Annotated in this window: 20 protein-coding genes; 7 read left to right on the plus strand and 13 right to left on the minus strand. The window is 68.7% G+C overall.

The genetic code is table 11. The features are described from left to right. Window positions 1-3 precede the first annotated feature (3 nt). The 5 genes from AAN986_RS25410 to AAN986_RS25430 form a co-directional block, all read right to left on the minus strand. Window positions 4-771, minus strand: coding sequence for an ABC transporter permease (locus tag AAN986_RS25410; RefSeq protein ID WP_012203071.1), 768 nt, complete (start codon window positions 769-771; stop codon window positions 4-6). Window positions 772-787: 16 nt separating this feature from the next. After that, window positions 788-1,630: an ABC transporter ATP-binding protein gene (locus tag AAN986_RS25415; RefSeq protein ID WP_017406667.1), complete on the minus strand. Its 843-nt coding sequence runs from the start codon at window positions 1,628-1,630 to the stop codon at window positions 788-790. Between the two features lie 68 nt (window positions 1,631-1,698). After that, window positions 1,699-2,736: an ABC transporter substrate-binding protein gene (locus tag AAN986_RS25420; protein ID WP_047218503.1), complete on the minus strand. Its 1,038-nt coding sequence runs from the start codon at window positions 2,734-2,736 to the stop codon at window positions 1,699-1,701. Window positions 2,737-2,791: 55 nt separating this feature from the next. Continuing rightward, window positions 2,792-3,307, minus strand: coding sequence for a nucleoside deaminase (locus AAN986_RS25425; RefSeq protein ID WP_012203068.1), 516 nt, complete (start codon window positions 3,305-3,307; stop codon window positions 2,792-2,794). 10 nt (window positions 3,308-3,317) lie between these two features. Then, entirely contained in the window at window positions 3,318-4,346 is a 1,029-nt protein-coding gene (locus AAN986_RS25430) for an ABC transporter substrate-binding protein (RefSeq protein WP_043780730.1), read from the minus strand. Between the two features lie 597 nt (window positions 4,347-4,943). On the opposite strand from AAN986_RS25430, the gene AAN986_RS25435 reads away from it, so the two are divergent. Further along, entirely contained in the window at window positions 4,944-5,966 is a 1,023-nt protein-coding gene (locus tag AAN986_RS25435; RefSeq protein ID WP_016451933.1) for a 2OG-Fe(II) oxygenase family protein, read from the plus strand. Between the two features lie 201 nt (window positions 5,967-6,167). Here AAN986_RS25435 and AAN986_RS25440 read toward each other — a convergent pair whose 3' ends face one another. From AAN986_RS25440 to AAN986_RS25455, 4 genes are all read right to left on the minus strand, one after another. Further along, a complete protein-coding gene (locus tag AAN986_RS25440; protein ID WP_012203065.1) occupies window positions 6,168-6,422 on the minus strand; it encodes an acyl-CoA-binding protein in 255 nt (84 codons plus the stop codon). A gap of 115 nt (window positions 6,423-6,537) precedes the next feature. Further along, entirely contained in the window at window positions 6,538-7,317 is a 780-nt protein-coding gene (locus tag AAN986_RS25445; RefSeq protein WP_047218504.1) for an ABC transporter ATP-binding protein, read from the minus strand. Window positions 7,318-7,378: 61 nt separating this feature from the next. Continuing rightward, a complete protein-coding gene (locus tag AAN986_RS25450; RefSeq protein WP_046988835.1) occupies window positions 7,379-8,587 on the minus strand; it encodes a M20 aminoacylase family protein in 1,209 nt (402 codons plus the stop codon). 194 nt (window positions 8,588-8,781) lie between these two features. Continuing rightward, complete coding sequence (locus AAN986_RS25455; RefSeq protein ID WP_016446617.1) at window positions 8,782-9,939, minus strand: ABC transporter substrate-binding protein; 1,158 nt, start codon at window positions 9,937-9,939, stop codon at window positions 8,782-8,784. 197 nt (window positions 9,940-10,136) lie between these two features. Here AAN986_RS25455 and AAN986_RS25460 point away from each other — a divergent pair, with 197 nt between their 5' ends. Continuing rightward, a complete protein-coding gene (locus tag AAN986_RS25460) occupies window positions 10,137-12,215 on the plus strand; it encodes a molybdopterin oxidoreductase family protein (RefSeq protein ID WP_047218505.1) in 2,079 nt (692 codons plus the stop codon). A gap of 90 nt (window positions 12,216-12,305) precedes the next feature. Continuing rightward, complete coding sequence (locus AAN986_RS25465) at window positions 12,306-14,054, plus strand: AarF/UbiB family protein (RefSeq protein ID WP_349335524.1); 1,749 nt, start codon at window positions 12,306-12,308, stop codon at window positions 14,052-14,054. 268 nt (window positions 14,055-14,322) lie between these two features. Here AAN986_RS25465 and AAN986_RS25470 read toward each other — a convergent pair whose 3' ends face one another. The 3 genes from AAN986_RS25470 to AAN986_RS25480 form a co-directional block, all read right to left on the minus strand. Beyond that, on the minus strand, window positions 14,323-15,297 hold the full coding sequence (locus tag AAN986_RS25470) for a tripartite tricarboxylate transporter substrate binding protein (protein ID WP_016446620.1): 975 nt from the start codon (window positions 15,295-15,297) through the stop codon (window positions 14,323-14,325). 81 nt (window positions 15,298-15,378) lie between these two features. Then, window positions 15,379-16,392, minus strand: coding sequence for a TraB/GumN family protein (locus AAN986_RS25475; RefSeq protein ID WP_047218506.1), 1,014 nt, complete (start codon window positions 16,390-16,392; stop codon window positions 15,379-15,381). Then, window positions 16,389-17,411, minus strand: a complete 1,023-nt coding sequence (locus AAN986_RS25480; protein ID WP_026062874.1) for a fumarylacetoacetate hydrolase family protein — start codon at window positions 17,409-17,411, stop codon at window positions 16,389-16,391. Before AAN986_RS25480 ends, AAN986_RS25475 begins: the two co-directional genes overlap by 4 nt. Before the next feature lie 126 nt (window positions 17,412-17,537). Here AAN986_RS25480 and AAN986_RS25485 point away from each other — a divergent pair, with 126 nt between their 5' ends. From AAN986_RS25485 to AAN986_RS25495, 3 genes are all read left to right on the plus strand, one after another. Next, window positions 17,538-18,317 carry an IclR family transcriptional regulator gene (locus tag AAN986_RS25485; RefSeq protein ID WP_047218507.1) on the plus strand — a complete coding sequence of 260 codons (780 nt, stop codon included), beginning with the start codon at window positions 17,538-17,540 and terminating at the stop codon, window positions 18,315-18,317. Window positions 18,318-18,484: 167 nt separating this feature from the next. Next, a complete protein-coding gene (locus tag AAN986_RS25490) occupies window positions 18,485-19,636 on the plus strand; it encodes a DUF3108 domain-containing protein (protein ID WP_349335525.1) in 1,152 nt (383 codons plus the stop codon). A 235-nt stretch (window positions 19,637-19,871) separates the two neighbouring features. Continuing rightward, on the plus strand, window positions 19,872-20,165 hold the full coding sequence (locus AAN986_RS25495; protein WP_034363542.1) for a DUF3567 domain-containing protein: 294 nt from the start codon (window positions 19,872-19,874) through the stop codon (window positions 20,163-20,165). Window positions 20,166-20,274: 109 nt separating this feature from the next. On the opposite strand, the gene AAN986_RS25500 is transcribed toward AAN986_RS25495, so the two are convergent. Then, window positions 20,275-22,500 (minus strand): IPTL-CTERM sorting domain-containing protein, encoded by a 2,226-nt coding sequence (locus AAN986_RS25500; RefSeq protein ID WP_162233975.1) that lies wholly within the window; start codon window positions 22,498-22,500, stop codon window positions 20,275-20,277. Between the two features lie 408 nt (window positions 22,501-22,908). On the opposite strand from AAN986_RS25500, the gene AAN986_RS25505 reads away from it, so the two are divergent. Further along, a complete protein-coding gene (locus AAN986_RS25505) occupies window positions 22,909-24,366 on the plus strand; it encodes an MFS transporter (protein ID WP_016451943.1) in 1,458 nt (485 codons plus the stop codon). The last annotated feature ends 7 nt before the right edge of the window (window positions 24,367-24,373 follow it).

Here is a 24,373-nt window from a genome sequence, read left to right on the forward strand (position 1 = left end):
TTCTCACTCACCCTGCGAGCCGCGCCGGGCCCAGCCCGTGGTGCGCTTTTCGATGGCGCTGAACAACTCGTACATCACCATGGCCATGGCGCCCACCACGATCAGGCCGGCAAAGGCCAGGCCCATCTGCATGGACGAGCCGGCCGACACCAGCAGGTAGCCGATGCCTTCGTTGGCCGCCGTCATCTCGCTGACCGTGGTGCCCACGAAGGCCAGGGTGATCGCCACCTTCAGCGAGCCGTAGAAGTAGGGCATGGAGCGCGGCAGGCCGACCTTGATCAGTACGTCCCAGCGCCGGGCGCCCAGCACGCGCAGCACATCCTCCAGCTCGGGCTCCAGCGTGGCCAGGCCCGTGGCGATGTTGACCATGATGGGAAAGAAGCTGATCAGGAAGGCCGTGAGGATGGCCGGCCCCGCGCCGATGCCGAACCAGACCACCAGGATGGGCACGAAGGCCGCCTTGGGCAGCGCGTTGAAGGCCGTCATCAGCGGATAGAACGCCGCATAGGCCAGGCGCGAGGAGCCGATCAGAAAGCCCAGCAGCACGCCCACCACGATGGCGATGCCAAAGCCCGCCATGGTCACCCAGTAGGTGCGCCAGGCGTGGGCGGCGATGATGCCGCTGAACTCGGCCAGCTGCCGGCCGATGGCCCAGGGGCTGGGGAAGATGAATTCCGAGACCTCGAAGGCCGAGCAGATGACCTGCCACAGCAGGATGACCGCCAGCAGCAGCACCCAGGGCGCCCAGCGTTCCGCGTATTTCTTGTGCATGTGAATCTCCCCCGTTCTATTGTTGGATGGCCGCGCCGGTCTTGCGCATGGCGCCGATGTGGCCGCGCAGCTCGTGCACGATGTCGGTGAATTCGCGCGTGTAGGTCAGCTCCAGCTCGCGCGGGCGCGGCAGCTCGATGTCGCGGCGCACCACGAAGCGGCCCGGGCTCTTGCTCATCACGTACACGGTGTCGGCCAGAAAGACGCTTTCGCGCAGGTCGTGCGTGACCAGGATGACGTTGAAGCGCTGCTCGGCCTGCAGGTCGCGCAGCACGCACCACAGCTCCTCGCGCGTGAAGGCGTCCAGCGCGCCGAAGGGTTCGTCCAGCAGCAGCATCTGGGGCTCGTGGATCAGCGCGCGGCAGATGCTGGCGCGCTGCTGCATGCCGCCCGACAGCTGCCAGGGGTACTTGTCCTCGTAGCCGCCCAGGCCCACCTTCTGCAGCAGGGCGCGCGCACGCGCCTCGTACTCCTTGCGCTTTTGGCGGAACTGCGAGCGGTGCGGCTCCACGATCTCCAGCGGCAGCAGCACGTTGTCCACCGTGGTGCGCCAAGGCAGCAGCGACGGCGCCTGGAAGGCCATGCCCGAGATCTTCAGCGGCCCGGTCACGCGCTCGCCGTTGACCATGACGCGGCCCATGGAGGGCATCTTCAGCCCCGTGGTCAGCTTCATGAAGGTGGACTTGCCGCAGCCCGATGGGCCGACGATGGCGATGAACTCGCCGCGCCGCACCTGCAGGTCGATGGCCTCGACCGCGAAGTGGTTGGCGCGCAGCAGCTCCTCGTTGTAGGCAAGCCAGACGTCGCGGAACTCGACGAAGAAGGCGTCGTCATCGCCGTGGGATGTGGAGGAATTCATGTCAGGCAGCAGGCAAGGGCCGGCGCGTCGCCCGCTGGCGCACGCGCACGGTGTCAATCACTTTGTCGTTACTTCTTGGGCAGGATGTTCAGCTCGGCCGCAGACGGCAGGAAGCTGCCGTTCCAGACCTCGGCCGGGTTCACGCGCGTCTTGGTGGCGTAGACATCGGAGACCTGCGACGCCATCAGCGACAGCCGCGTGGGCACGACCTGGCCAAAGCCCTCGGCACGCGCGTCGGCGCTGTTGACCACGGTGTCGATGGCCAGTTGCAGGCGGCGCGTCTCCAGCTGGGTGTTGACGATGCCGTCGCGCTCCTTCACGTAGGCAATGGCCGCGCCCGGGTTGGCGATGACTTCCTTGGCCCCCTTGGCGAAGGCCTGCAGGAAGGCCCTGATGGCGGCCGGGTTCTCCTTGATCAGCTTCGGGCTGGCGATGATGGCGTTGCCGTACAGCTTCACGCCGAAGTCCGCATACGGCATGACCACCACGTCGGCGGCCTTGATGCCGCGCGCCTCCAGGTTCAGCAGCGAGGTGAAGGTGAAGCCCGTGATGGCATCCACGTCGCCGCGCACCAGCATGGTCTCGCGCAGCGGCGGGTCCATGGCCGTCCACTGCACGGTGCCGACCTGGTTGGCCTTGGCGAACAGCGGGAAGGCGCGGCGGCCCGCATCGAACACGGGCGCGCCCAGCTTCTTGCCGGTGAGGTCGGCCGTCTTGGCGATGCCGCTTTTCTTGAGCGCCATCACCGAGGCCGGCGTGTTGTTGTAGACCATCATCACGGCCACGGGCTTGTTGGGCATGTCCGGGTTGTTGGCCTGGAACTCCATCAGCGCCGCGATGTCGGCAAAGCCCAGGTCATAGGCGCCCGAGGCCACGCGCTGCACCACGCCGCCCGAGCCGCTGCCGGCATCGACCGTGACATCCAGGCCCGCGTCCTTGAAGTAGCCCTTGGCCACCGGCTGCAGGAAGAAGGCAGCCGGCCCCTCGAAGCGCCAGTCCAGCTGGAACTTCAGCGGCGTGGCCGCGTGGGCCTGTGTATGGGCCGTTGCCAGGCCCGCGCTGGCGGACAGGGCCAGGACGGTGTGCAGGAACAGTCGTTTTTGCATGGTGGGCTTCCTCTCTGGTGGTCAAAAGAAACGGTGGGGACGGAACGGGGCCGGGTCAGCTTTTCCAGGCGCCCTGGTGCGAAGCGGCGGCCTCGCCGATCAGCGCCGGGCCTATGCATTCGATGGCGTGGGACGAGGCGGCGAACACATCGCGGCAGGACAGCTCGGCATCCTTCTGGTCCAGGCGCTCGCCGCGGAATTCGCGCAGGCGCACGGCGTCTATGCCGTAGACCACGCGGCCTATGGCCGACCAGAAGATGGCGCCCGCGCACATCACGCAGGGCTCGGCCGATGAATACAAGGTGGCTGCGGACAGCGCCTCGCGGTCATGCAGGGGGCTAGCCAGGCGGATGGCCGACAGCTCGGCATGGGCCGTGCAGTCGCCGCTCTCGCCATTGGCGTTGGAGGCCTCGGCCAGCACGCGGCCATCGGCGGCCACGATGAGTGCGCCGAAAGGGCGGTTGCCGCGCTGGCGCGCGCGGTCGGCCATGGCGATGGCGCGGCGCAGGTACAGGCCGTCGCGCTCGTCGAGCGAGGCCTCAAGGGGCAGTGAAACGGTGGCGTGGTCCATGTGCACTCCCTCAGGCCTTGGCCATGCGCGCGGCCAGCGGCGGCAGCAGGCTGCGGTTGAACAGCGCATCGGCCGACACGGGTGCCTTCAGGCCGAAGGCCTGGCTGACCTGCTCGGCCTGGCGGGCCAGCAGCTGCGGGTCGATGTCGCCCAGGCCGTGGCGCTGCGTATCGGGCGCGGCCAGGTACTGCGAGGTGATGGCCCAGCGCGCAAGTTCCAGCTTTTCATCCAGGATGGGCTCGCGCTGGCGCACGGCGGCCACGGCCAGTGCGGGCTGGGCCAGGCATTCGATGAGGGCACGGTTGCTGGCGCGCAGGAATCCCGCCACCAGCGCCGGCTGCTCGGCCACCAGCGCGCTGGAAGCCAGGATGGCATTGCCGTACAGCTGCACGCCCGCATCGGTGTAGCGCAGCACCGACAGCTCCTCGGGCTTGATGCGTGCGAACAGCGACACGGCCGAGTCATGGAAATAGGTGGCCGCATCCACATCGCCGCGCACCACCACGTTGTCGCGCGCCGAGAACTCCGTCGTGGTCCAGGCGAACAGGTCGGCCGGCAGGTTCTGGCGCTGCGCGACCAGGGGCCAGACGCGGCGCGTGGACTCCACGGCGGCGGCGGCCACCTTCTTGCCCTTGAGGCTGGCGAACTCGCCCGTGATGCCCCGGTCCTTGCGGCCGATGATGGCGAACGGCGCGCGGTTGTAGTACTGGTAGACGGCCTGCACGCGCGCCGCGCCCGCGTTCTGCGCCTGGAACTCGATCAGCGAGCTGATGTCGCCCAGGCCCAGCTGGTAGGCGCCGCTGGCCACCCGCGTGATGGATGCCACCGAGCCCGAGCCCACGTCGATGCTCACGTCCAGCCCCTCGTCGCGGTAGTAGCCCTTTTGCAGCGCCACGAAAAAGGGCGCGGTCTGCGAGGTCACGCGAAAGTCCAGCGTGAACTTCAGCGGTGTCAGCGCCTTGCCCTGGGCGAAGGCACCGGGCATCACGGCACTGGCAGCGGGAAGGGCGGCGGCGGCAAGGAAATGGCGGCGTTGCATGGTGGAACTCTCAGTCGCTATCAACATGGGGACCGGCCGCTGGCATGGGGCCGGGCGGCTGGCGTGACATGAGCAATTTCCGGGCAACGCGCACTGGGCGCGTGCTGAACGCTTCTACTCGTTCGTCCTTGTATGCAAAGTGCGTACCACCCCCTGAGTCGCTTCGCGCCTTCCCCCTCTCTCGCTGCGCGGGAGGGGGACGACACCCTCGGTGCGGGGCGGCCCTTCCTCGGCGTCACTGGGCTGGGCCGCGCCGGTTTTCGACGCGGCGGGCATGCATCAGATTGGTGCCAGACGGTTCCGATGCGGCGCGTGCACCAAGCTGCCCGGCCCTCTTGCACCACGATGGAACGCAGGCGGCCATGAACCGGCCTTCGCGGGCTGGCGCGCTGTTTGCTTGGGTGGTTGGCAAGAGTAGAAGCGTTCAGCTTGCCGGTCTGTGCCGGCGCGGGTCATTGCTCTTGAAGCGGGTGCGGGAGCGGCGTGGCTGCGACCTGTGCCCTGTCAGCCACTTCAAGAGCGACGGGCGGGATCGGTGTCTTTTTGCGCCGGCCGCCGCGTGCCTTGCCACTGCCTTTGCGGCAAAGGAAACAGACCATGAACATGCTTGCCAACCCCACCCTGCCTTCGGCACCGGCGTCAGATTACGCGCTGGGTGAACTCGCCAAGGAGGCCCGCATGGGCGGCCAGGGGCAGGAGACGCGCGCACGGGAGGTGCGGGTGATCGACATCTCCGACTTCGACCGCCGCAAGGCCGAGATCGCCGATGCGATCTGGCAGGCCTCGGTGGAGATCGGCTTCTTCCAGGTGTCGGGCCACGGCATTCCCCAGCCCGATATCGATGCGGCCTTCGGGCGTGCCGAGCAGTTGTTCGCGCTGCCGCGCGAGGTGAAGGCGCAGTGGCCGCTGTCGCGCAATGCGGGCTGGGAGCACAAGGCGCAGATCCGGCCTTCCACGCGCACGCCCGACCAGAAGGAGTCCTACCAGGTGACGCGCCCGCGCATGGCCGGCCTGTGGCCCACGCAGCAGGAGCTGCCGGGCTTTCAGCAGGCCACGCTGGACTTTGAGCGCCAGTGCTGGCAGGTGGGCATGCAGCTGCTGTCGTGCTTTGCGCACAAGCTGGGCTTCGATGCGGACTTCTTCACGCGCGCCCACGACCCTTCGGTGCCCGCCTACCAGAGCACGCTGCGCATGCTGCATTACTTCGCGGTCGATCCCGCGCTCAAGGATGAGCTGGGCCTGTGGCGCGCAGGCGCCCACACCGACTTCGACTGCCTGACCCTGCTGTTCCAGCGCGCGGGCCAGGGCGGCCTGCAGGTGCTGCCGGGCAAGGAGATGGAGGGCCAGCAATGGACGCCCGTGGACCCCGTGGAGGGCGTGATCACCTGCAACATCGGCGACATGCTCACGCGCTGGAGCGACGACCAGCTGCCCAGCAACTTCCACCGCGTGCGCAATCCCCTGCCCCATGAATACCAGGGCGCGCGCTACAGCCTGGCCTTCTTCTGCCAGGCCAACGAGGACGCGGTGATCGAGGGCCCGCAAAAGAAGTACCCGCCCATCACGGGCGCGGAGTACCTGCGCCAGCGCATCAGCGCGAACTTTTCCAACAAATATTGATCCCCCTGAGCGGCTGCGCCGCTTCCCCCTGAGGGGGACGACACCCTCGGTGCGGGGCTGCCCTTCCTCGGTGTCCCTGGGGTGGGCCGCGCCAGTTTCCAGCGCTCCACTCTTTGACATAGTGTGGTGTGGCCTGGCCGGAAACGACAAGGCCCCGGAGTCCGGGGCCTTGCCTGTGTCTGCGATCGGTGGTGGTGTTGATCAGCGCAGCGATTCGATCAGGTCGATGTACTGCTGCTTGGCATCGTCGGCCGAGGTGTCCTTGAGCTTTTCCCAGGCGTCCCACTTGGCGCGGCCGACCATGTCGGTGAAGCTGGGCTTCTTGGCCTCGTTGTCGCCTTCGGTGGCCTGCTTGTACAGCGCGTAGAGCTTGAGCAGCGTGGCGTTGTCGGGGCGCTCGCTGATCGAGGTGGAGTTCTTGACGGCGGCCTCGAAGGCGGCGTTCAGATCGGACATGGCGGGTCTCCTGGTGGGCGGTTCGTGTAGCGGCACAGTGTAGCCAAAAAAGCAGGAATTTAGAACGACCGTGCTTTTTTCACCGTCATCCGAACCGAGACCGGCCATGCCCCTCCTATGCTGCGCTGCACAGGTGCCCGGCCATGGGCCATAGGTCTGCCTCGCAAGGCACGGGGGCCGGCGCCTGGCCCCGGGCGCTGCCCGGTTGCAGGATGCGGCCGTGCTCCATCACGACCACGCGGTCGGCGACGGCGAAGGCCTGCTGGCGGTCTTGCGTCGCATAGACGGCCGTACAACCCAGGCTGCGCAGCAGCCGGGGAATTTCCTCGCACAGGCGCTCGCGCAGGTTGCCGTCGAGGCCGGACAGGGGTTCGTCCAGCAGCACCAGGCGCGGGCGCTCCACCACGGCGCAGGCCAGCGCCGCACGCTGCTGCTGGCCGCCCGACAGGCTGCCGGGAAGGCGCTCGCCCATGCCCTGCAGCCCGACCAGGCCCAGGGTCTGCTGCACCCGCTCGTGGATCTGCGCGCGAGGCAGGCCGCGCATTTCCAGCGCGAAGGCCACGTTGGCCTGCAGGCTCATACGGGGCCTGAGCGCATGGTCCTGGAGCACCAGGCCCAGCTCGCGCCGCTCGGGCGGCAGGGACTGCGAGGCGCTGGCCGCGCACTGCCCGCCCATCCAGACTTCGCCGCGGCTGGGCTGCTCCAGCCCGGCCAGGATCTTGAGCAGGGTGGTCTTGCCGCAGCCCGAAGGACCCAGCAGGGCCAGCACCTCGCCGGGCACGATCTGCAGGCTGATGTCCTGGAGCACGGCGCGCTCGCCGTGGATGCGCTTGAGCTGCCGGGCTTGGACGGCCACGCCCTGCGCGGCGGCCGTGGAGGATTCGATGGAGGTCACAGGGACCGCATGCTAGGTGCGGTGTGTGACATGCCGGTGTCGGCCGGACCCCGCAAGGGCCTCAGCGCGTGGGCTCGCTCAGCCAGCGCTGGGCCAGCTTCACCCAGAACGTGGCGCCCTGCGGAATCAGCTGGTCGTTGAAGTCGTAGCTGGGGTTGTGCAGCGTGCAGGGACCGCCGCCGTGGCCGATGGCGCGGTGGTCGCCGTCGCCATTGGCGATGAAGCAGTAGGCGCCGGGCTTTTCCAGCAGCATGAAGGCGAAGTCCTCGGCGCCCATGGACGGCTCCTGGGGCAGCACGTTGGCCTCGCCCACGACCTCGGCCATGACGCGGCGCGCGAACTCGGCCTCGGGCGCGGAGTTGATGGTGGGCGGGTAGTTGCGCACGAACTCGAACTCGCAGCGCGTGTCATGCGCCGCGCAGATGCTCTCGGCCAGGGTCTTCATGCGCCGCTCGATCAGGTCCAGCACCTCCAGCGTGAAGGTGCGCACCGTGCCCTGCAGCTCCACGCTGTCGGGCACCACGTTCGTGGCCTCGCCCGCATGGACCATGGTGACCGAGACCACGCCCGCCTCGATGGGCTTGACGTTGCGGCTGACGATGGTCTGCAGGCCCAGGATGAGCTGGGCCGCCACGGGCAGCGGGTCAATCACCATGTGCGGCATGGCCGCGTGGCCGCCCTTGCCGCGCACGACGATGCGGAACTCGTTGCTGGACGCCATGGCCGGGCCCGGGCCCACGGCCATGGTGCCGGCCTTCATGCCCGGCCAGTTGTGCATGCCGAACACGGCCTGCATGGGGAACTGGGTGAACAGGCCGTCCTCGACCATCTCGCGCGCCCCGCCGCCGCCCTCTTCGGCCGGCTGGAAGATCAGGTGCACCGTGCCCTCGAAGCTGTCGCGGTGCGCGGCCAGGTACTGCGCGGCGGCCAGCAGCATGGCCACGTGGCCGTCATGCCCGCAGGCATGCATTTTTCCGGCGTGGCGGCTGGTGTGCTCGAAGGTGTTGAACTCCTGCATGGGCAGGGCGTCCATGTCGGCGCGCAGGCCGACGGCGCGGCCGCTGGCGCCGCCGTCACGGCCGTGGATGGTGCCCACCACGCCCGTGCGGCCCAGGCCGCGGTGCACGGCAATGCCCCAGCCTTCGAGCTGCCGGGCCACCAGGTCGGCGGTGCGCAGTTCCTCGAAACACAGTTCGGGATGGGCATGTATGTCGCGGCGCAGCGCGGTGATCTCGGGTGCGCTGTCCAGCAGCTCCTGCAGCAAGGCCATGGGGTTCTCCTTCTAGAGCGTGTTATGCACTTTTAAGTACCCGCGTTGGCTCTGCGCGCTGGTGATCGCAAGGCGCAGTGCGCCGCCAAGGCTGAAGCCTTGGCAAGCGCTGCAACGCCGCGAGCGCCTGCGCGCAGAGCCAACCCGAAGGGAAAGCCGGGAAAGGGGCCCGGCCCTTCTCCAATGCTGCAAGCCTACACCCGGACCTTGCCGTCGCCGGTCAGCATGGACAACTCCACGAAGCGCGGCTTGGCCGATTGCGGCTTGAAGGCCAGCGGGAAGCCGGCCACCTGCTGGCCGTGCATGGCGTCGAGCGCGGCCACCAGGCCGTCGCGCGTGGGCTTGCCCGAGGCCGAGGCCTGGCGCAGCGCATCGGCGAACACGCGTGCCGCCAGATAGCCTTCCATGCTGGAGTAGTTGGGCGTCAGCTTGCCGCCGCCCTTCTGGATGGCCGCCAGGAAATCGCGCGTGATCTGGCGCGAGGTCTGGAAGGGCGAGGGCACGACCTGGGTGACGACCACCCCTTCGGCATCTTTGCCCAGCGTCTGCGCCAGTGCCTGCGAGCCGACGAAGGAGACGTTGTAGAACTGCCCGCCAAAGCCCGCCTGGCGCGCCGCGCGCACAAAGGCCGCGCTGGCCGAGTAGGTGACGATCTGCACGATCACATCGGCGCCCAGCGGCACCAGCGTCTTGACGGCCGCCGCCACATTGTTCGAGTTGCGCTCCACCGTGGCCGCGCCCACGGGCTCCAGCCCCTTGGCGGCCAGCGCCGCCTTGACGCCGGCCAGGCCCGATTCGCCATAGGCATCGTTCTGGTGCAGCACGGCCACCTTCTTCAGGCCCAGGCCCGTGAGGTGCCGCACCATCAGCGCCGTCTCGTCGGCATAGGAGGCGCGCACGTTGAAGACCAGTTGGGCCAGCTGGGGCTGGCGCAGCGCGTCGGCGCCCGTCAGCGGCGCGAACAGGGGCACGCGCGCCTTTTGCAGCAGCGGCAGCGCGGCCATGCTGGTGGACGTGCCCACGTAGCCGAACAGCGCGAACACGTCGTCGGACAGGAAGCGCTGGGTATTGGCCGCGCAGCGCTCGGGCTCGTAGCCGTCGTCCATCACGCGCAGTTCGATGTTGCGCCGGGCAATGCCCCCCTGCGCGTTGAGCTGTTCGAAGTACAGCTTGGCGCCTTCATGGAAGGGCTGGCCGATCTGTGCCGCGGGGCCCGTCATCGGGCAGGACTGGCCCAGCACGATGGTGCCTCCCGCGTCCTGGGCGCGCACTGCGCCGGTCCAGGTGGCGGCAGCCGCCGTGCTGGCTGCGATGAACTGTCTGCGGCTGAACGCCGTCTTGGGTCGGAGCATGAACTTGCCTGTTTTTGTCACTGGAATCGGCGCCGTTGCTGCGTGCAGCCGGCTGCAAGGGTCCGCATAATAAAGACAAGCGGCGATTGCGGCATGCAAGACCGGCACCGCCCCTTGCCCGTGACGGCCTTTTCCTGTTTTTCCGGCTTTCACGGTTCTTTCGCAAAGTCCCCACCCTGTCCGAGACCGCTGCCACCATGTCCTCCGCCACGCCCCCACTCCAGGCCACCTCACAGGTGCTGGGCGCCTGCCCCCATGACTGCCCCGATACCTGCTCGCTGGTGACCACGGTCGAAGACGGCATCGCCAAAAGAGTCCAGGGCAACCCCGACCATCCGCACACGGGCGGCGTGCTCTGCGCCAAGGTCAGCAAATACACCGAGCGCAGCTACCACCCCGAGCGCGTGCTCACCCCGCTGCGCCGCGTGGGCCCCAAGGGCTCCGGGCAGTTCGAGCCCGTGGGCTGGGACCAGGCGCTGGCCGACATCGCCGCCCGGCTGCACGCGCTGGCGGCGCGCGATCCCGAAACCATCCTGCCCTACAGCTACGCAGGCACCATGGGCCTGGTGCAGGGCGAGAGCATGGACCGGCGCTTCTTCCACCAGCTCGGCGCCTCGCTGCTGGACCGCACCATCTGCTCCAGCGCCGGGGGCGAGGCCCTGAACCTGACCTATGGCGGCAAGCTGGGCATGCGCGTGGAGCATTTCACCGAAAGCCGGCTCATCCTCATCTGGGGCAGCAACAGCATCGGCAGCAGCCTGCATTTCTGGCGCTATGCGCTGGAGGCCAAGCGCAACGGCGCACGCCTGGTGTGCATAGACCCGCGCAAGACCGAGACCGCCGACAAATGCCACGAGCACCTGCAGCTGCTGCCCGGCACCGATGCCGCCCTGGCACTGGCCCTGATGCACGAGCTGATCACGCACGGCTGGCTGGACCATGACTACATCGCGCGCCACACGCTGGGCTGGGAGGAACTCAAGGCCCGCGCCCTGCAGTGGCCGCCCGAGCGCGCGGCCCAGGTCTGCGGCCTGCCCGTGGAGCAGATCCGCCAGCTGGCGCGCGACTACGGCACCACCACGCCCGCCGCCATCCGGCTGAACTACGGCGTGCAGCGCGCGCGCGGCGGCGGCAATGCCGTGCGCGCCATCGCCTGCCTGCCGGCCCTGGTGGGCGCCTGGCGCCACCGTGCCGGCGGCCTGCTGCTGTCCGCCTCCGGCGCCCTGCCCGCGCAGCGCGCCCGACTGCAGATGCCGCACCTGCTGGGCGAGCGCCGCCCGCGCACCATCAACATGAGCACCATCGGCGACGCCTTGCTGCACGAAGGCGGCAATGGCTTCGGCCCGCGCGTGGACGCCATCGTGGTCTACAACAGCAATCCCGTGGCCGTGGCGCCCGAGTCGGCCAAGGTCGTGGCAGGCTTTGCGCGCGAGGACCTGTTCACCGTGGTGCTGGAGCATTTCATGACCGACACGGCCGACCTGGCCGACTACGTGCTGCCGGCCACCACGCAGATCGAGCACTGGGACATCCACGGCAGCTACGGCCATACCGACGTGCTGCTCAACCGCCCCGCCATCGCGCCGCTGGGCCAGGCGCGCAGCAACGGCCAGATCTTCCGCGACCTGGCCGCGCACATGGCGCGGCATGACGACGCCTTTGCCGCTGCCCATTTCCAGACGGGAGACGAGCAACTGTGCCGCGAGGCGTTCGAGGGCCGCGGCGTGGACTTCGACGAGCTGCTGGACAAGGGCTTTGCCACCCTGGCCCTGCCCGAGGCCCCCTTTGCCGAGGGCGGCTTCGCCACGCCCTCGGGCCGCTGCGAATTCACCAGCGCCGAGCTGGCGCGGCGCGGCATGGACCCGCTGCCCGACTACCTGCCCAACTACGAAACCGCCGAAACGGATGCGCGCTACCCGCTGGCCATGATCTCGCCGCCGGCACGCAACTTTCTCAACAGCAGCTTCGTCAACGTCAAGAGCCTGCGCACCATGGAAGGCCGCCCGCTGGTGGAGCTGCACCCCGACGACGCCGCCACGCGCGGCGTGGCCGAGGGCGACCGGGTGCGCGTCTTCAACGACCGGGGCAGCTACGAATGCCACGCCACCCTCAACGGCCGCGCGCGCCGTGGCGTGGTCAACGGCCTGGGCATCTGGTGGCGCAAGCACGGCGACAACGGCACCAATGTCAACGAGCTCACCCACCAGCGCCTGACCGACCTGGGCCGCGCGCCCAGCTTCTACGACTGCGCGGTACAGGTGCAGCGGCTGGCCTGAGCCCCGCCCCGGAGACGGGCGATTCCTGCGCAATGGCGTCTGGCGCATCGGCACAATGGACCGCATTGCCACCACCGACAGGAGATGCCCATGCTGCAAACCGCCGTGGTCGCCGTGCGCGACCGTGCCCGGCTGCAGGAAATCGTCGGCGTGCTGCTGCGCTTCGGGCTGGCCGACCTGGTCGACACGCTGGGCCTGGCCCGCTTCGCGCCGCGCGGCAGCCAGCCCCATCCCGAGCATCCGCTGGATGCCAGCCGCCCCGAGCGCCTGCGCATGGCCCTCGAACACCTGGGCCCCAGCTTCGTCAAGCTGGGCCAGATCATGGCCACGCGCTCGGACCTGCTCGCGCCCGAATGGACGGCCGCCCTGCAGCAACTGCACAGCCACGCCGCCCCGCTGCCCTGGGAGACGGCCCAGCCATTGATCGAGCAGTCGCTGGGCCTGCCCGTGGAGCAGGTGTTCACGCATTTCGATCCCGTGCCGCTGGCCTCGGCCTCCATGGCCCAGGTTTACCGTGCGCGGCTGCCTGCGGCTGAAGACCGGGAGGACCAGGAAGACGGCAGCGGCAGCGACAGCCCCCCTGCGGCCCGCGCTGCCGACATCGAAGTCGTGGTCAAGGTCCAGCGCCCCGGCCTGCGCCCCCAGATCGAGGCCGACCTGCGCCTGCTCAAGCACCTGGCGCTGCTGGCCCAGGAACAATGGCCGCAGCTGGCACGCTACCGCCCGCGCGAGGTCACGCGCCAGTTGGGACAGGCGCTGCGCGAGGAACTGGATTTCACCGTCGAAGCCCACAACGGCGACGCCGTGGCGCGGCACTTCGCGGCCCAGCCCGAGATTGTCGTGCCGGCCATCCACTGGGCATTGAGCGGGCCGCGCCTGCTGGTGCAGGACTTCGTGCCGGGCGTGCCGGCCTCGGCCGTGGGCGCGGACCCCGCGCTGGACGGCCCGCTGCTGGCGCGCCGTGGCGCCTGCGCGTTTTTGCAGATGGTGCTGCGCGACGGCCTGTTCCACGCCGACCCGCACCCCGGCAACCTGCTGGCCCTGCCCGGCAACCGCGTGGGCTTCATCGACTTCGGCATGGTCGGGCGGCTGTCGCCCCAGCGCCGCCGCCAGGTGCTGGGCCTGATGCGCGCCCTGGTCGAGGGCCAGGGCCGCAGCCTCTCGGGCGTGCTGCTGGACTGGGCCGCCGAAAGCGAAATGCCCGGCCGCGCCCCGCCCTCGGCCGCGCGCATCGAGGCTGCCGTGGACCGCTTCGTGACCCGCCATGGCCCCGGCGCCAGCAACGGCCGCCTGGTCATGTCCCGCGCCCTGCAGGACTTCATGGCCCTGGCCCGCGAAACCGGCGTGGCCCTGCCCGCCGACATGGCGCTGCTGCTCAAGGCCCTGATCACGGCCGACCAGGTGCTGCTGCAGCTGGACCCGCAATTCGACGTGGTGCAGACGGCCACGCCCCTGGTCAAGGCCCAGCTGCTGCAGCGCTACTCCCTGCGCAGCCTGGCGCGCCAGCGCCGCGCCGCCATGGCGCAATGGATGGACCTGGCCGACGACGCGCCGCACACCCTGCGGCTGGTGATGCAAAGACTGCGCTCGGGCCGGCTGCAGGCCGACCTGGACATACGCCACATCGACCGCCTCTCCCAGGCCCTGGAACGCGCCGCCACCCGCCTGGCCCTGGCCGTGGTCTCCGGCGCCTTCATCCTGGGCCTGGCCCCCGGCCTGCTGACCATGGGCCCGCGCCTGTGGGGCATCCCCCTCTTCGCCGCCCTGGGCGTGGCCGGCGCCGCCGCCAGCCTGGCTGTTCTTTTCACCACCATGCGCAGGCAGAAGGCGCTGGATTGATGGCTGGATTGATCGCTGGATTGGCGATCAGGAACGCCCAAAAAAAAAGCAGCACCAGCGCATCAGATCAAAGCCGGGCGCCGCCCCCAAAACCGCCACGGCCCAACCCAGAGACACCGAGGAAGGGCCTACGCCGGCCGCGCCGCCCCGCACCGAGGGTGTCGCCGGCTGCCCGTACGCCCCCTCCGCGAAGCGAGAAGGGGCGACGTGCAACGGGCGCCGTGCAACGGGCGACGTGCAACGGGAAGCGGCGCAGCCGCTCAGGGGGTCAGTCCAATTTGACGCCCGCGCTCTTGATGATGGCCCCCCAGCGCTTGGATTCCGCGCGCGACATGGCCAGGAACTGCTCGGGCGTGCCGGGCAGCGCCTCCATGCCGAAGTCCTGCATGCGCTTGACCACGGCGGGGTTGGCCAGGGCCTTGTTGAGCTCGGCGTTCAGGCGCTGCACCACGGCGGGGGGCATCTTGGCCGGGCCCAGGATGCCCTGGAAGGCATAGACCTCGGTATCGGGCACGCCGACCTCGGCCAGCGTGGGCAGCTCGGGCAGGCTGGGCACGCGCTTGCCCGTGCCAATGGCCAGGGCGCGCACCTTGCCCGACTGGATCACGGGCAGGCCCGAGGCCAGGTCCAGGAACATGCAGGGCACCTGGCCGCCCATCACGTCGGCCAGCGCGGGCGCCGCGCCGCGATAGGGGATGTGCGTCAGGAAGGTGCCCGTGCGGTTCTTGAACATCTCCATGGCCAGGTGGTGGGGCGAGCCGTTGCCTGGAGAGGCGTAGTTGACCTGGCCCGGATGCGCCTTCACGTAGGCCAGGAATTCCTTGAAGGTCTTGGCCTCGAAGTTCGGGTTCACCACCAGCGCCATCGGGAAGCGGCTGATGCCGCCGATGTAGGTGAAGTCCTTTTCAGGATTGAAGGACAGCTTGCTGAACAGGTGCTCGTTGTAGGCCAGCACGGCGTTGTCGGCCGACATGATGGTGTAGCCGTCGGGCTTGGCCGTGGCCACGATCTGGGCGCCGATGTTGGTGGAGGCGCCGGGGCGGTTGTCCACCACGATGGTCTGGTTCAGCGTCTGGCGCATGGCCTCGGCCACGGTGCGCGCCAGCACGTCGGTGCCGCCGCCGGGCGGATAGGGCACGACCCAGCGGATGTTGCTGGCGGGCCAGTCCTGCGCCTGTGCAAAAGGCGCGGCCATGCCGGCGGATGAGGCCGCCACGGCGGCCAGGAATTGTCTACGGTCCATTGTTGTCTCCTGTGGGATGGGTGTGGATGGGTCCTGGCCGCGCCCTGTTGCTCTTGTTCATGGAGGCGGCGGCCGTGTGTTTCAGGGCGGGCTGGCTGCGGGGAACTCCACGCGCTGCACCTTGAAGCCCTGGGCCGCCAGCAGCGCCGGCAGGCCGCGCGTGCCCACCATGTGCAGGGCGCCCACGGCGGCGAACACGCTGCGGCCGGAACGGATCTGCCGCGCCACTTCGCGCGCCAGGCCGGGGTTGCGGCCATAGACCATGCGGTCGTAGTCGGCACGCTCGGCGGCATTGGCCATGCAGTCGCACCAGTCGGGCAGGCTCTCCAGCAGGTGGATGCGGCCATCGGCCCAGACGCCTGCGATCAGGCCCAGCTTCTGGGAGGCGATGCCGCTTTCCAGCTGGCGCAGGCCGGACGCCACCGTCTCGGCCACGCGCGCGGGGTCGTCCGAGACCAGTTCGCGCAGTTGCAGCTCGGGCGTCTCCAGCGACAGCACGGGCTTGCCCAGGGCCAGCGCCACGCCGGCCAGCGAGAAATCGATGCCATAGGACGCGTCCAGCCCCTCGCTGCGGCCGGCCAGCGACAACAGGGAGATCACCTGGGCGTCGGGGCGCAGCAGGGCCAGTTCGGGGCCGGCGCAGGCCAGGCGCCTTTGCTCCTCAAGCCGGCGCTGGAGATCGCCGCGCAGCGGCGGCGCATCGGGCCGCGCCTGCATGCCTGCGAACAAGACCTTCATGACCTCGGGATCGAGGATGTTCAGCTCCAGCGCCAGGCTGTCGGAGGCGCGCAGCGCGTCCGCCACCGTGGGGCCGGGCACGCTCCAGTCAAGCTTGGCCGCGTGCATGGTTCCGTACAGCCAGCTGGTGCGGCCCTGGTGCTCGATGCGCCACAGCAGCCCGCGGTCCTGCGCCTTGCGCTGCATGGCGCGGATCTCGTCCGGGCCGGGCATGCGCGCCTCGGGCGGGCAGGTGACAGGGTCCGCGGCCGGGGGCGCCGCGAATGCCGCGGCCAGCGGCGACAGCGCCAGCGCGGCCAGGCCGGCGCGCAGCGACCTGCCCGCCAGGCGCCACCAGGGTGCGCAGACGCGGCTCATTCGGCAGGCTCGACGATGTTCTGGTCGATGGCGCCGAAGATGCTCTGGCCGTCCTTGCCCTTCATCTCGATGCGGATGGTGTCGCCGAAGCGCATGAACTCGGTCTTGGGCGCGCCGTCCTGGATGGTCTCTATGCAGCGCTTCTCTGCGATGCAGCTGTAGCCCTTGGGCCACTCCATGCGGCGGTTCTTGCCCTTGCCGCTTTCCACGCCCTTGTTGCTCACGGTGCCGCTGCCCACGATGGAGCCGGCGCGCACATTGCGCGTCTTGCAGATATGGGCGATGAGCTGGCCGAAGTGAAAGCTCATGTCCTCGCCCGCATCGCACATGCCGACCTTGCGGCCGTTCCAGGTGGACTGCAGCGTCAGGTGCAGGCGGCCGCCCTTCCAGGCGTCGCCCAGCTCGTCCAGCGTCACGGCCACCGGGCTGAAGGAGGTGGCGGGCTTGGACTGGAAGAAGCCGAAGCCCTTGGACAGCTCATTGGGGATCAGGTTGCGCAGGCTCACGTCGTTGGCCAGCATGACCAGGCGCACGCCGCCCAGCGCACGCTCGGGCGTGGCGCCCATGGGCACGTCGGCGGTGATGACGGCGATCTCGGCCTCGAAGTCGATGCCCATGGACTCGCTGGGCACCACCACGTCGTCGCAGGGGCCCAGGAAATCGTCGCTGCCGCCCTGGTACATCAGCGGGTCGGTGTAGAAATTGGCGGGCACCTCGGCGCCGCGCGCCTGGCGCACCAGCTCCACATGGTTGATGTAGGCCGAGCCGTCGGCCCACTGGTAGGCGCGCGGCAGCGGCGCCATGCACTGGCGCGGATCGAAGGCAAAGGCATGGACCGCCTTGCCGCTGTTGAGCAGGTGGTAAAGGTCCTGCAGCTGGGGCGCCATGTAGCTCCAGTCGTCGAGCACCTGCTGCATGCGGCTCGCTATGCCGGTCGCATAATGGGCCTGGCTCAGGTCGCGTGACACCACGACCAGTTGCCCGTCCCGCGATCCGTCCTTGTATGTGGCAAGTTTCATGCTGCTCCCCCGTGCCGCCGCCGCGCGCCACGGCATCCGGGCAGCGGCCTGGATACCCATGGCGACGCAGCCACGAATTACGATAAGTTAAATTGATTTAACTAAACAAAACCAAATTCTATTGCAATGGACAAGGAACGCGCAGGGATTCAATCGGTCGAGGTGGGCTTTGCATTGCTGGAGGCGCTGACGCGCGCCCGGGGCCCGCAGATGCTCAAGGACCTGGCGTCCGACGCCGGCATGAGCGCCGCCAAGGCGCACCGCTACCTCGTGAGCTTCCAGCGCATCGGCCTGGTTAGCCAGGACGCGCGCACCTCCCGCTACGACCTGGGCCCGGCCTCGCTCAAGCTGGGCTTGGCATCGCTGGCGCGGCTGGACCCCGTGCGACTGGCGCGCGAACGCATGCCCGCGCTCATGGAACGCATCCACCACACGGCGGCCATCGCCGTCTGGGGCAACCACGGGCCGACCATCGTGCACTGGGAGGAAAGCGCGCAGTCGGTCACCGCCAATCTGCGCCTGGGCGACGTCATGCCCATGCTGGCCTCGGCCACCGGGCGCTGCTTCGCGGCCTGGCTGCCGCGCGAGGTCACGGCCCCGCTGCTGGAGCCAGAAGTGGACAAGGCCCGCCGCATCCAGCGCAAGGACCTGCCGCTCACCCCCGAGGCCATAGACGCCATGCTGGCCGAGGTGCGCGAGCGCGGCACCGCCCGCGTGGTCGATACCGTGCTGCCCGGCATCGTGGCCTTTTGCACGCCGGTCTTCGACTCCTCGGGCCATATCGTGCTGGGCCTGACCACGCTGGGCTCGATTGCCACCTTCGACCCCGAATACGGCGGCGCCATCGATGCGCCCCTGCGCGAAGCCTGCGTGCAGCTGTCCCAGGACCTGGGCTGGAATGCCTGAGATGAAGCTACACCCCCTGAGTCGCTTCGCGCCTTCCCCCTGGAAGGGGGACGACAGCCTCGCTGCGGGGCGGCGCGGCCGGCGTAGGCCCTTGCTCGCTGTCCCTGGCATTGGGCCGCGCCGGTTTCATGGGCTGTGGGTGGCGCGCAGCACTATGGATAATTGACATGAGCCTGCGCCAGCGCGCCCTGCCCGCCCTCACCGCCGTGGTGCTGGGCGTGCACGCCCTGGCCCTGCTGGGCCTGCCGCTGTGGAGCCAGGTATCGGCGCCGCACACCGAGGTGGCAGCCATGCAGACGCGGGCGCTGTCCCTGCCCGAGCCACCCGCCCCCCCGCCTGCAGCGCCCGCACCCGCACCGAAGGCGCCTGCGCCCAAGCCGCAGCAGCCTCGCCCCAAGGTCCAGCGCCCGGCACCCGCCGCGCCCACGCCCGAGCCGCTGGACACGCCCACCCGCGAAACCGTCGAACCCTTGCCGATGGCCGCAGCGCCGGAGCCTGCCGCATCGGAAGCCTCTGAAACCGCCGATGCCGGCAGCGGAGCAACCCCGGCCACACCGCCGGCGCCGCCCGCTCCCAAGCCCGAACCCGAAACACCGCCCACGCCCTCGGCCGGCCCGGCCCAGGGCATGGCCATCACCTCGCCCGACGGCACGCCGCTGGCCTCCGACGCCCCCGTTCCCGTGCAACTGCCCGATCCCGCGCGGCTGTCGTTCGCCGTCACCGGCCAGGCCAAGCGCTTCAACTATTCGGCCAATGCCGAGCTGGTCTGGCGCCATGCCAACGGCCAGTACCAGGCCAGCCAGGAAGTCAGCCTGTTCCTGCTGGGCTCGCGCTCGCAGACCAGCGAGGGCCGCATCACCGACAGGGGCCTGGAGCCCAGCCGCTTCAACGACAAGGCACGCAAGGAGCAATCGGCGCAGCTGGCGTTCGACCGGAACCTGGCGCACTTCAGCACGGGTGCGCCCGATGCCGCCATCGCGCCCGGTGCGCAGGACCGGCTCAGCGTGTTCCTGCAACTGTCGGCCCTGCTGGCGGCGGCGCCGCAGCGCTACCCGGCGGGCACGCAGATCAGCTTCATCACCGTCAGCGCACGGCGCGCCGACCGCTGGACCTTCCGCGTGGGCGAGACCGAGACGCTGGACCTGCCCTCGGGCAGCACGCAGGCGCTGCGGCTGGACAAGATCGCGGCGGCCGGCGATGACCAGCAGGCCTCGCTGTGGCTGGCGCCATCCATGCAATACCTGCCCGTGCGCATCCGGCTGGCGCAGGACAACGGCGACTTCGCCGACCTGCAGCTCAAGGGCCGCCAGGCGCCATGACACACGGGACACCGGTGGGACACCGGTGATTTCCCGGTAGTCCTGCACTTGCAGCCAACGCCACCGCCCGCCTACCACAGCGCGGCCTGCGGCACACGCCGCAGCGCATGCCAATCCGTGGAATACTGCATGCAAGTGCCTGCGATAGATCGGGACCCCCACGGTCCTTGAAATCCGGCGCTTCGCAGCCATGTAGGCTGTGCGACGCCCGGCAACGGGCCAGAAAGGGAACACCATGCAAATGCTTTACGACTCCGAATCTTTTGTGGTGCTCCATCTGCGTCCCGACATGGATCCGGATGCAGCGGCCGGCGAAGCTGCGGTCGATGCCGCCCGCCAACTGCCACGCCACGGCTTCGAAATCGTGGACAAGCGCTCGGGCAAGGAGGTCTATCTGGATGGATCCTGGGCCGAGATGTTCCAGAAGCAGATCATCGCCTGGCAGCAGGACGCCCCCACCGAGGAAGAGGTCGAGGACGCCCTGGAGCGCTACGCCGGCCTGGCCCAGCAGCCTGTCGTGGTCCACTGACGCCGCGCTTTTCACCTCCCTCCAACCCATAAGAAAGCCGGGAATGCGATGAGCATTTCCGGCTTTTTCATTGGGCTTTGGGCTGGGCGGACCCAGCCCCATTCCACCGTCAATCCCTGGACGCAGCCCTGATCGAAAGTGCCGCCATCCCGGCCAGCATCAGGGCCAGCATCATCAGCGCCCACTGGCTCAACGTGGGGATGGCTGCCACATTGCCAGCCGCCGCCGTCAGCTCGTTGGTGAAAGCCGCTGCGTTGCCCGTGGCCGCCACCGTCAGCGTGACGGCCGCCGGCATCCTGCCCCACGCCAGGCCTGCGGGTGCCGAGGGTAGCGTGGTGCTTTCGCTGACCGAGCAACTCACGCCTTGGGGCACGTTGGTGATGGTGCCTGTGCCCGTGGTCGCATTGGCCAGCACCACGGTCCCCGTGAAACTGCCACTCGCGCCACAGCTGGCCGTGAAGGCAAAGCTGCCGCTCACGCCGCCTGCAGGCGCGCCCGTGACGTTCTTGGTCAGGCTGATGGCAGCGGTGCTGCGCACCAGGGTATTGGTGAAAGCGGCCGCATTGCCGGAAGCCACCACCGTCACCGGCACGGCAGCGGGCATGACGCCCCAGCTGTAGTTGACCGGCGCGGTAGGCAAAGGCGTGTTCTCGGTGACCACGCAGCTCGCGCCTTGCGGAACACCGGCGATGCCGCCCGTTCCCGACGAGGCATTGCTCAGCGCCACGGCGCCGGTGTAGTTGCCGTCCACGCCGCAGCTCGCAGTGAAGTCGAAGTTGCCGGTTACGCCCGCTGCAGGGCCGCCCGCCACGGTCTTGGTGAGCGCAATCGATGCGGCGCTGCGCGCCAGCGTGTTGGTCAAGGCCACGGCAGGACTGCCAGGTGGCGCCAGCAAGGCCACGGTGCCGCTGGGCGGGCTGACCTCCACCCACTGGTGATTGGCCGGTGCCGCTGGGCGGGAGGTTTCGGTCACCGTGCAGCTGCCGCTGGAGATGACGGGCGTGACAGAGACGGCGCCCGCCGTGGGCGTGCTCAGCGTCACGCTGGTGGCAATGCTCGGCACCACAACGCCGTCCGTTCCCGTGCAGGAAACGCTGACGGGGAAGCTGCTGCCCGTCAGATCCGTGGCCTGACTGCCTGCGGCCCAGGCCACCGTCTTGCCCACGGCCAGCGTGCCGGGCTGGCAGGTCAGCGTGGCCGTGGCGTTGTTGCCCGAACTTGCGGGTGTGAAGTCCACGCCGGGCCGGATGATGTTGGTCACGGTGCGTGCCACAGGGTCCGCGCAGGCTGAGCGGCCTGCCGCGTCATTGGGCCAGACCACGGGCACGGTGATGGAGCAGCCCGTGGTGTGGGGAATACCGAAGTCATCCAGATTGACCGTGCTGGAGCCCTCAGTCGCGGTCAGCGTGCCGCCCGTGCAGGTATGGGTGACGGGACCGCTGCCGATCAGCAGGGGGCTGGGCAGGGCATCGGTGACCTTGGCATGGGCCACGTCCTGCAGCGTGTCATTCTGAAATTCGATGGTCAGCTGCGCCGTGTTGCCGGCGCCGCCCAGCAGCACATCGGTCTTGTCAAAGCGCTTGGTCACCGTGGGCAGGCCGCAGGCACCACCCGGATCAGTCACGGCGCGCACAAAGGCCTGCGCGATCTTGCCGCCGTTGCGGGTGGGGGTCATGTCCGTATCTCGGAAGCTGGACACATCCACGGTGGCAAAGACGCAGGCGCCCTGGCCATTGTTGGACTGGGCGACGGGCACCAGCAAGGCGTAGACGCCATTGACCAGGGCGGTGGAGCCCGCAGGCGGGAAGCCGGCAACGGGTGTGCCGTTCGCCAGGTACAGCACGTTTTCTCCGGGGACGTTGTTGATGTAGTCGAAAAATCCACCGTAGACCGGGTCGAGACTGGTGAACGAGCCCGAATAGGCAGAGTTGGCATTCAGCGGATAGCTCTGAAAGACTCCCACCTTCGTGCCCAATGTGAAATTCCGCCCGGTATTGGCATTGAGCAGCTCCAGCATCTGCACGTCGTTGGTCAGCGTGTCGTCATAGCCATCGACGAAGAGCAGCACGCTGTTGGCCCAGCGATTGGCCACGGCCTGTGACAGGACTGCCCAGTTCGTGGGATGGATGGCCCGATAGTGGCTGGCGACCACCACCATGTCGTAGGGCCCGCCGGGCGGGTTGAAGGTGGCTGCGCTGATGCCATTGGCTGTGAACAGAGTGGACACCCGTGTCACGTTGGCTGCGCCCACCACGTTGGAGAATTCCGTTCTCATATTGGTGAACTCGGACTCCTCGACGGAAGAGTTCACCCCGCCCGCGTCCGTGGTCAGCATCAACATCTTCTGCGCCATTGCCTGACTGCCCAGCAAAAGCATGCTGGCACACAGCAACAGCCTTGCCCATCGTCTGATTGACATCATGGGTTCCCTCCCTCTATTTCATCTGTTTAGACAATTAATCGAAAAATCCTATTGCCTTTTTCTATCGCTCGAGAAACAGAGTGAAACACGCGCAGCGTTCGCGCCACAGGAAAAACCAATGCTTGCCGGCCCTGCCTGCTGCCTGCTATTAGCGCGCCGGATAGCCCGGCGCCTTCGCCCTGGTGCTTCTACCGATACTGCGCAACCCCTGCTATTTCCTAGAATCCCGGGCACAGGTTCAAGATTTGAAGACCATCTGTGAGATGGTCTTGTCACGCCTGTGTGGTTTGCCGGCCTCTTGCAGAAACACAGGAGGCCAGCATGCAGACCAGCATCCACAGGGTTCGCGGCGTTCAGGATGTCATCGCCTACATCGACGCACGCCAGGGCATTTCAGGCCGCGCCGGCACCATCTGGTGGCTGGCCCTCGGCGGACTTTTCCTCGACGCATTCTCCAACTCCGCACTCAGCGTGGGCCTGGGCCCCATGACGCGCGACCAGCAGCTCACGCCGGCCGAAGTGGCCTGGATGACGTCGCTGGCCTCCTGGGTGTCCATCGCCTTCAATCCCATCGGCGGCTGGATGGCCGACCGCTGGGGCCGCATGCGCCCGCTGGTCATCGCCAAGGTGCTGGCCGTGGCCGGCGCGCTGCTGGTCAGCATGGCGCCCGACTACGCCACCATCCTCTTCGGCCGCTTCTTCGTGGGCGCGGCCTATGGCATCGACTTCGCCATCGCCATGGCGGTGCTGGCCGAATTCACGCCCGCCCGCCTCAAGAGCCGGCTCAATGTCTGGCAGGGCATGTGGTACATGGCCGTGTGCAGCAACCTGGTGCTGGCGCTGTGGTTCCATTCCTGGGATGTGGGCGATTCGCTGTGGCGCTATTCGGTGGCCGCCACGGCGGTGTTCGGCCTGTTCATCCTGGGCATGCAGGCCGCGCTGCTGGTGGAAAGCCCGACCTGGCTGGCACGCAAGGAGCGGCTGGATGACGCCGCCCGCGCCATGACGCGCATCTACGGCGCACACGGCCAGCGCTTCGAGGCCGCGCCGCCCGCCGAACGCCTTCCCGTGCTCAACCCGGCGCGGCGCGGGCTGGCCAATGTGCTGCTGATCTTTCGCGGCATCTACCTGCCGCGCACGCTGCTGGCGGCCACGGTGCAGATAGGCCAGTCCATCCAGTACTTCGCGGTGGGCTGGTACCTGCCGCTGATCAGCGCCTCGCTGTTCGGCAAGGACTTCCGCGAGGCCACGCTGGGCGCGCTGGTGTTCAACGTGTTCGGCATCGTCGGCGGCTTCCTGTCGCCCGTCATCGGGCGCAGGCTGGGCCTGCGGCGGGCCTCGGCCTTCGGCTTTGCGCTGGTGTTCCTGATGCTGCTGGTGCTGGGCCTGTTCAACGGCCGCATGCCGATCTGGCTGGCCGTGGCCGTGCCCTCGCTGTTCATCCTCTTTCATTCGGGCGGGCCCGGCGCCAACGGCAAGAGCCTGTCCACGCTGTCGTTCCGCAGCGAGCTGCGCGCGGGCGCCAACGGCGTGATCGGCGCGCTGGGCGCCATGGGCGCGGCGCTGGGGCTGCTGGTGTTCCCGCTGTTCCGCCAGCAGTACGGGCTGGAGAACACCTTCCTCATCCTGTCCGTGGTGCCGCTGCTGGCCAGCATCGTCTGCTTTTCCATCCGCTGGGACCCCACGCGCACCACGGTGAACCCCGACGACGAGCCCGGCGCGCCCCAGTTCGCGGACGACGCCGCCCCGCCCGCCAAGATCGCTCAAACCACCGCCTGAAAGAGAA

This window comes from Delftia sp. DS1230, from assembly GCF_040112715.1.
Taxonomy (GTDB): Bacteria; Pseudomonadota; Gammaproteobacteria; order Burkholderiales; family Burkholderiaceae_C; genus Comamonas; species Comamonas tsuruhatensis.

What these genes read in the sequence shown, in the direction of transcription:
- AAN986_RS25410 (WP_012203071.1), bottom strand. Translation starts at nt 771, where the DNA reads ATGCACAAGAAATACGCGGAACGCTGGGCGCCCTGGGTGCTGCTGCTG.
- AAN986_RS25415 (WP_017406667.1), bottom strand. Translation starts at nt 1,630, where the DNA reads ATGAATTCCTCCACATCCCACGGCGATGACGACGCCTTCTTCGTCGAG.
- AAN986_RS25420 (WP_047218503.1), bottom strand. Translation starts at nt 2,736, where the DNA reads ATGCAAAAACGACTGTTCCTGCACACCGTCCTGGCCCTGTCCGCCAGC.
- AAN986_RS25425 (WP_012203068.1), bottom strand. Translation starts at nt 3,307, where the DNA reads ATGGACCACGCCACCGTTTCACTGCCCCTTGAGGCCTCGCTCGACGAG.
- AAN986_RS25430 (WP_043780730.1), bottom strand. Translation starts at nt 4,346, where the DNA reads ATGCAACGCCGCCATTTCCTTGCCGCCGCCGCCCTTCCCGCTGCCAGT.
- AAN986_RS25435 (WP_016451933.1), top strand. Translation starts at nt 4,944, where the DNA reads ATGAACATGCTTGCCAACCCCACCCTGCCTTCGGCACCGGCGTCAGAT.
- AAN986_RS25440 (WP_012203065.1), bottom strand. Translation starts at nt 6,422, where the DNA reads ATGTCCGATCTGAACGCCGCCTTCGAGGCCGCCGTCAAGAACTCCACC.
- AAN986_RS25450 (WP_046988835.1), bottom strand. Translation starts at nt 8,587, where the DNA reads ATGGCCTTGCTGCAGGAGCTGCTGGACAGCGCACCCGAGATCACCGCG.
- AAN986_RS25455 (WP_016446617.1), bottom strand. Translation starts at nt 9,939, where the DNA reads ATGCTCCGACCCAAGACGGCGTTCAGCCGCAGACAGTTCATCGCAGCC.
- AAN986_RS25460 (WP_047218505.1), top strand. Translation starts at nt 10,137, where the DNA reads ATGTCCTCCGCCACGCCCCCACTCCAGGCCACCTCACAGGTGCTGGGC.
- AAN986_RS25465 (WP_349335524.1), top strand. Translation starts at nt 12,306, where the DNA reads ATGCTGCAAACCGCCGTGGTCGCCGTGCGCGACCGTGCCCGGCTGCAG.
- AAN986_RS25470 (WP_016446620.1), bottom strand. Translation starts at nt 15,297, where the DNA reads ATGGACCGTAGACAATTCCTGGCCGCCGTGGCGGCCTCATCCGCCGGC.
- AAN986_RS25475 (WP_047218506.1), bottom strand. Translation starts at nt 16,392, where the DNA reads ATGAGCCGCGTCTGCGCACCCTGGTGGCGCCTGGCGGGCAGGTCGCTG.
- AAN986_RS25480 (WP_026062874.1), bottom strand. Translation starts at nt 17,411, where the DNA reads ATGAAACTTGCCACATACAAGGACGGATCGCGGGACGGGCAACTGGTC.
- AAN986_RS25485 (WP_047218507.1), top strand. Translation starts at nt 17,538, where the DNA reads ATGGACAAGGAACGCGCAGGGATTCAATCGGTCGAGGTGGGCTTTGCA.
- AAN986_RS25490 (WP_349335525.1), top strand. Translation starts at nt 18,485, where the DNA reads ATGAGCCTGCGCCAGCGCGCCCTGCCCGCCCTCACCGCCGTGGTGCTG.
- AAN986_RS25495 (WP_034363542.1), top strand. Translation starts at nt 19,872, where the DNA reads ATGCAAATGCTTTACGACTCCGAATCTTTTGTGGTGCTCCATCTGCGT.
- AAN986_RS25500 (WP_162233975.1), bottom strand. Translation starts at nt 22,500, where the DNA reads ATGCTGACCACGGACGCGGGCGGGGTGAACTCTTCCGTCGAGGAGTCC.
- AAN986_RS25505 (WP_016451943.1), top strand. Translation starts at nt 22,909, where the DNA reads ATGCAGACCAGCATCCACAGGGTTCGCGGCGTTCAGGATGTCATCGCC.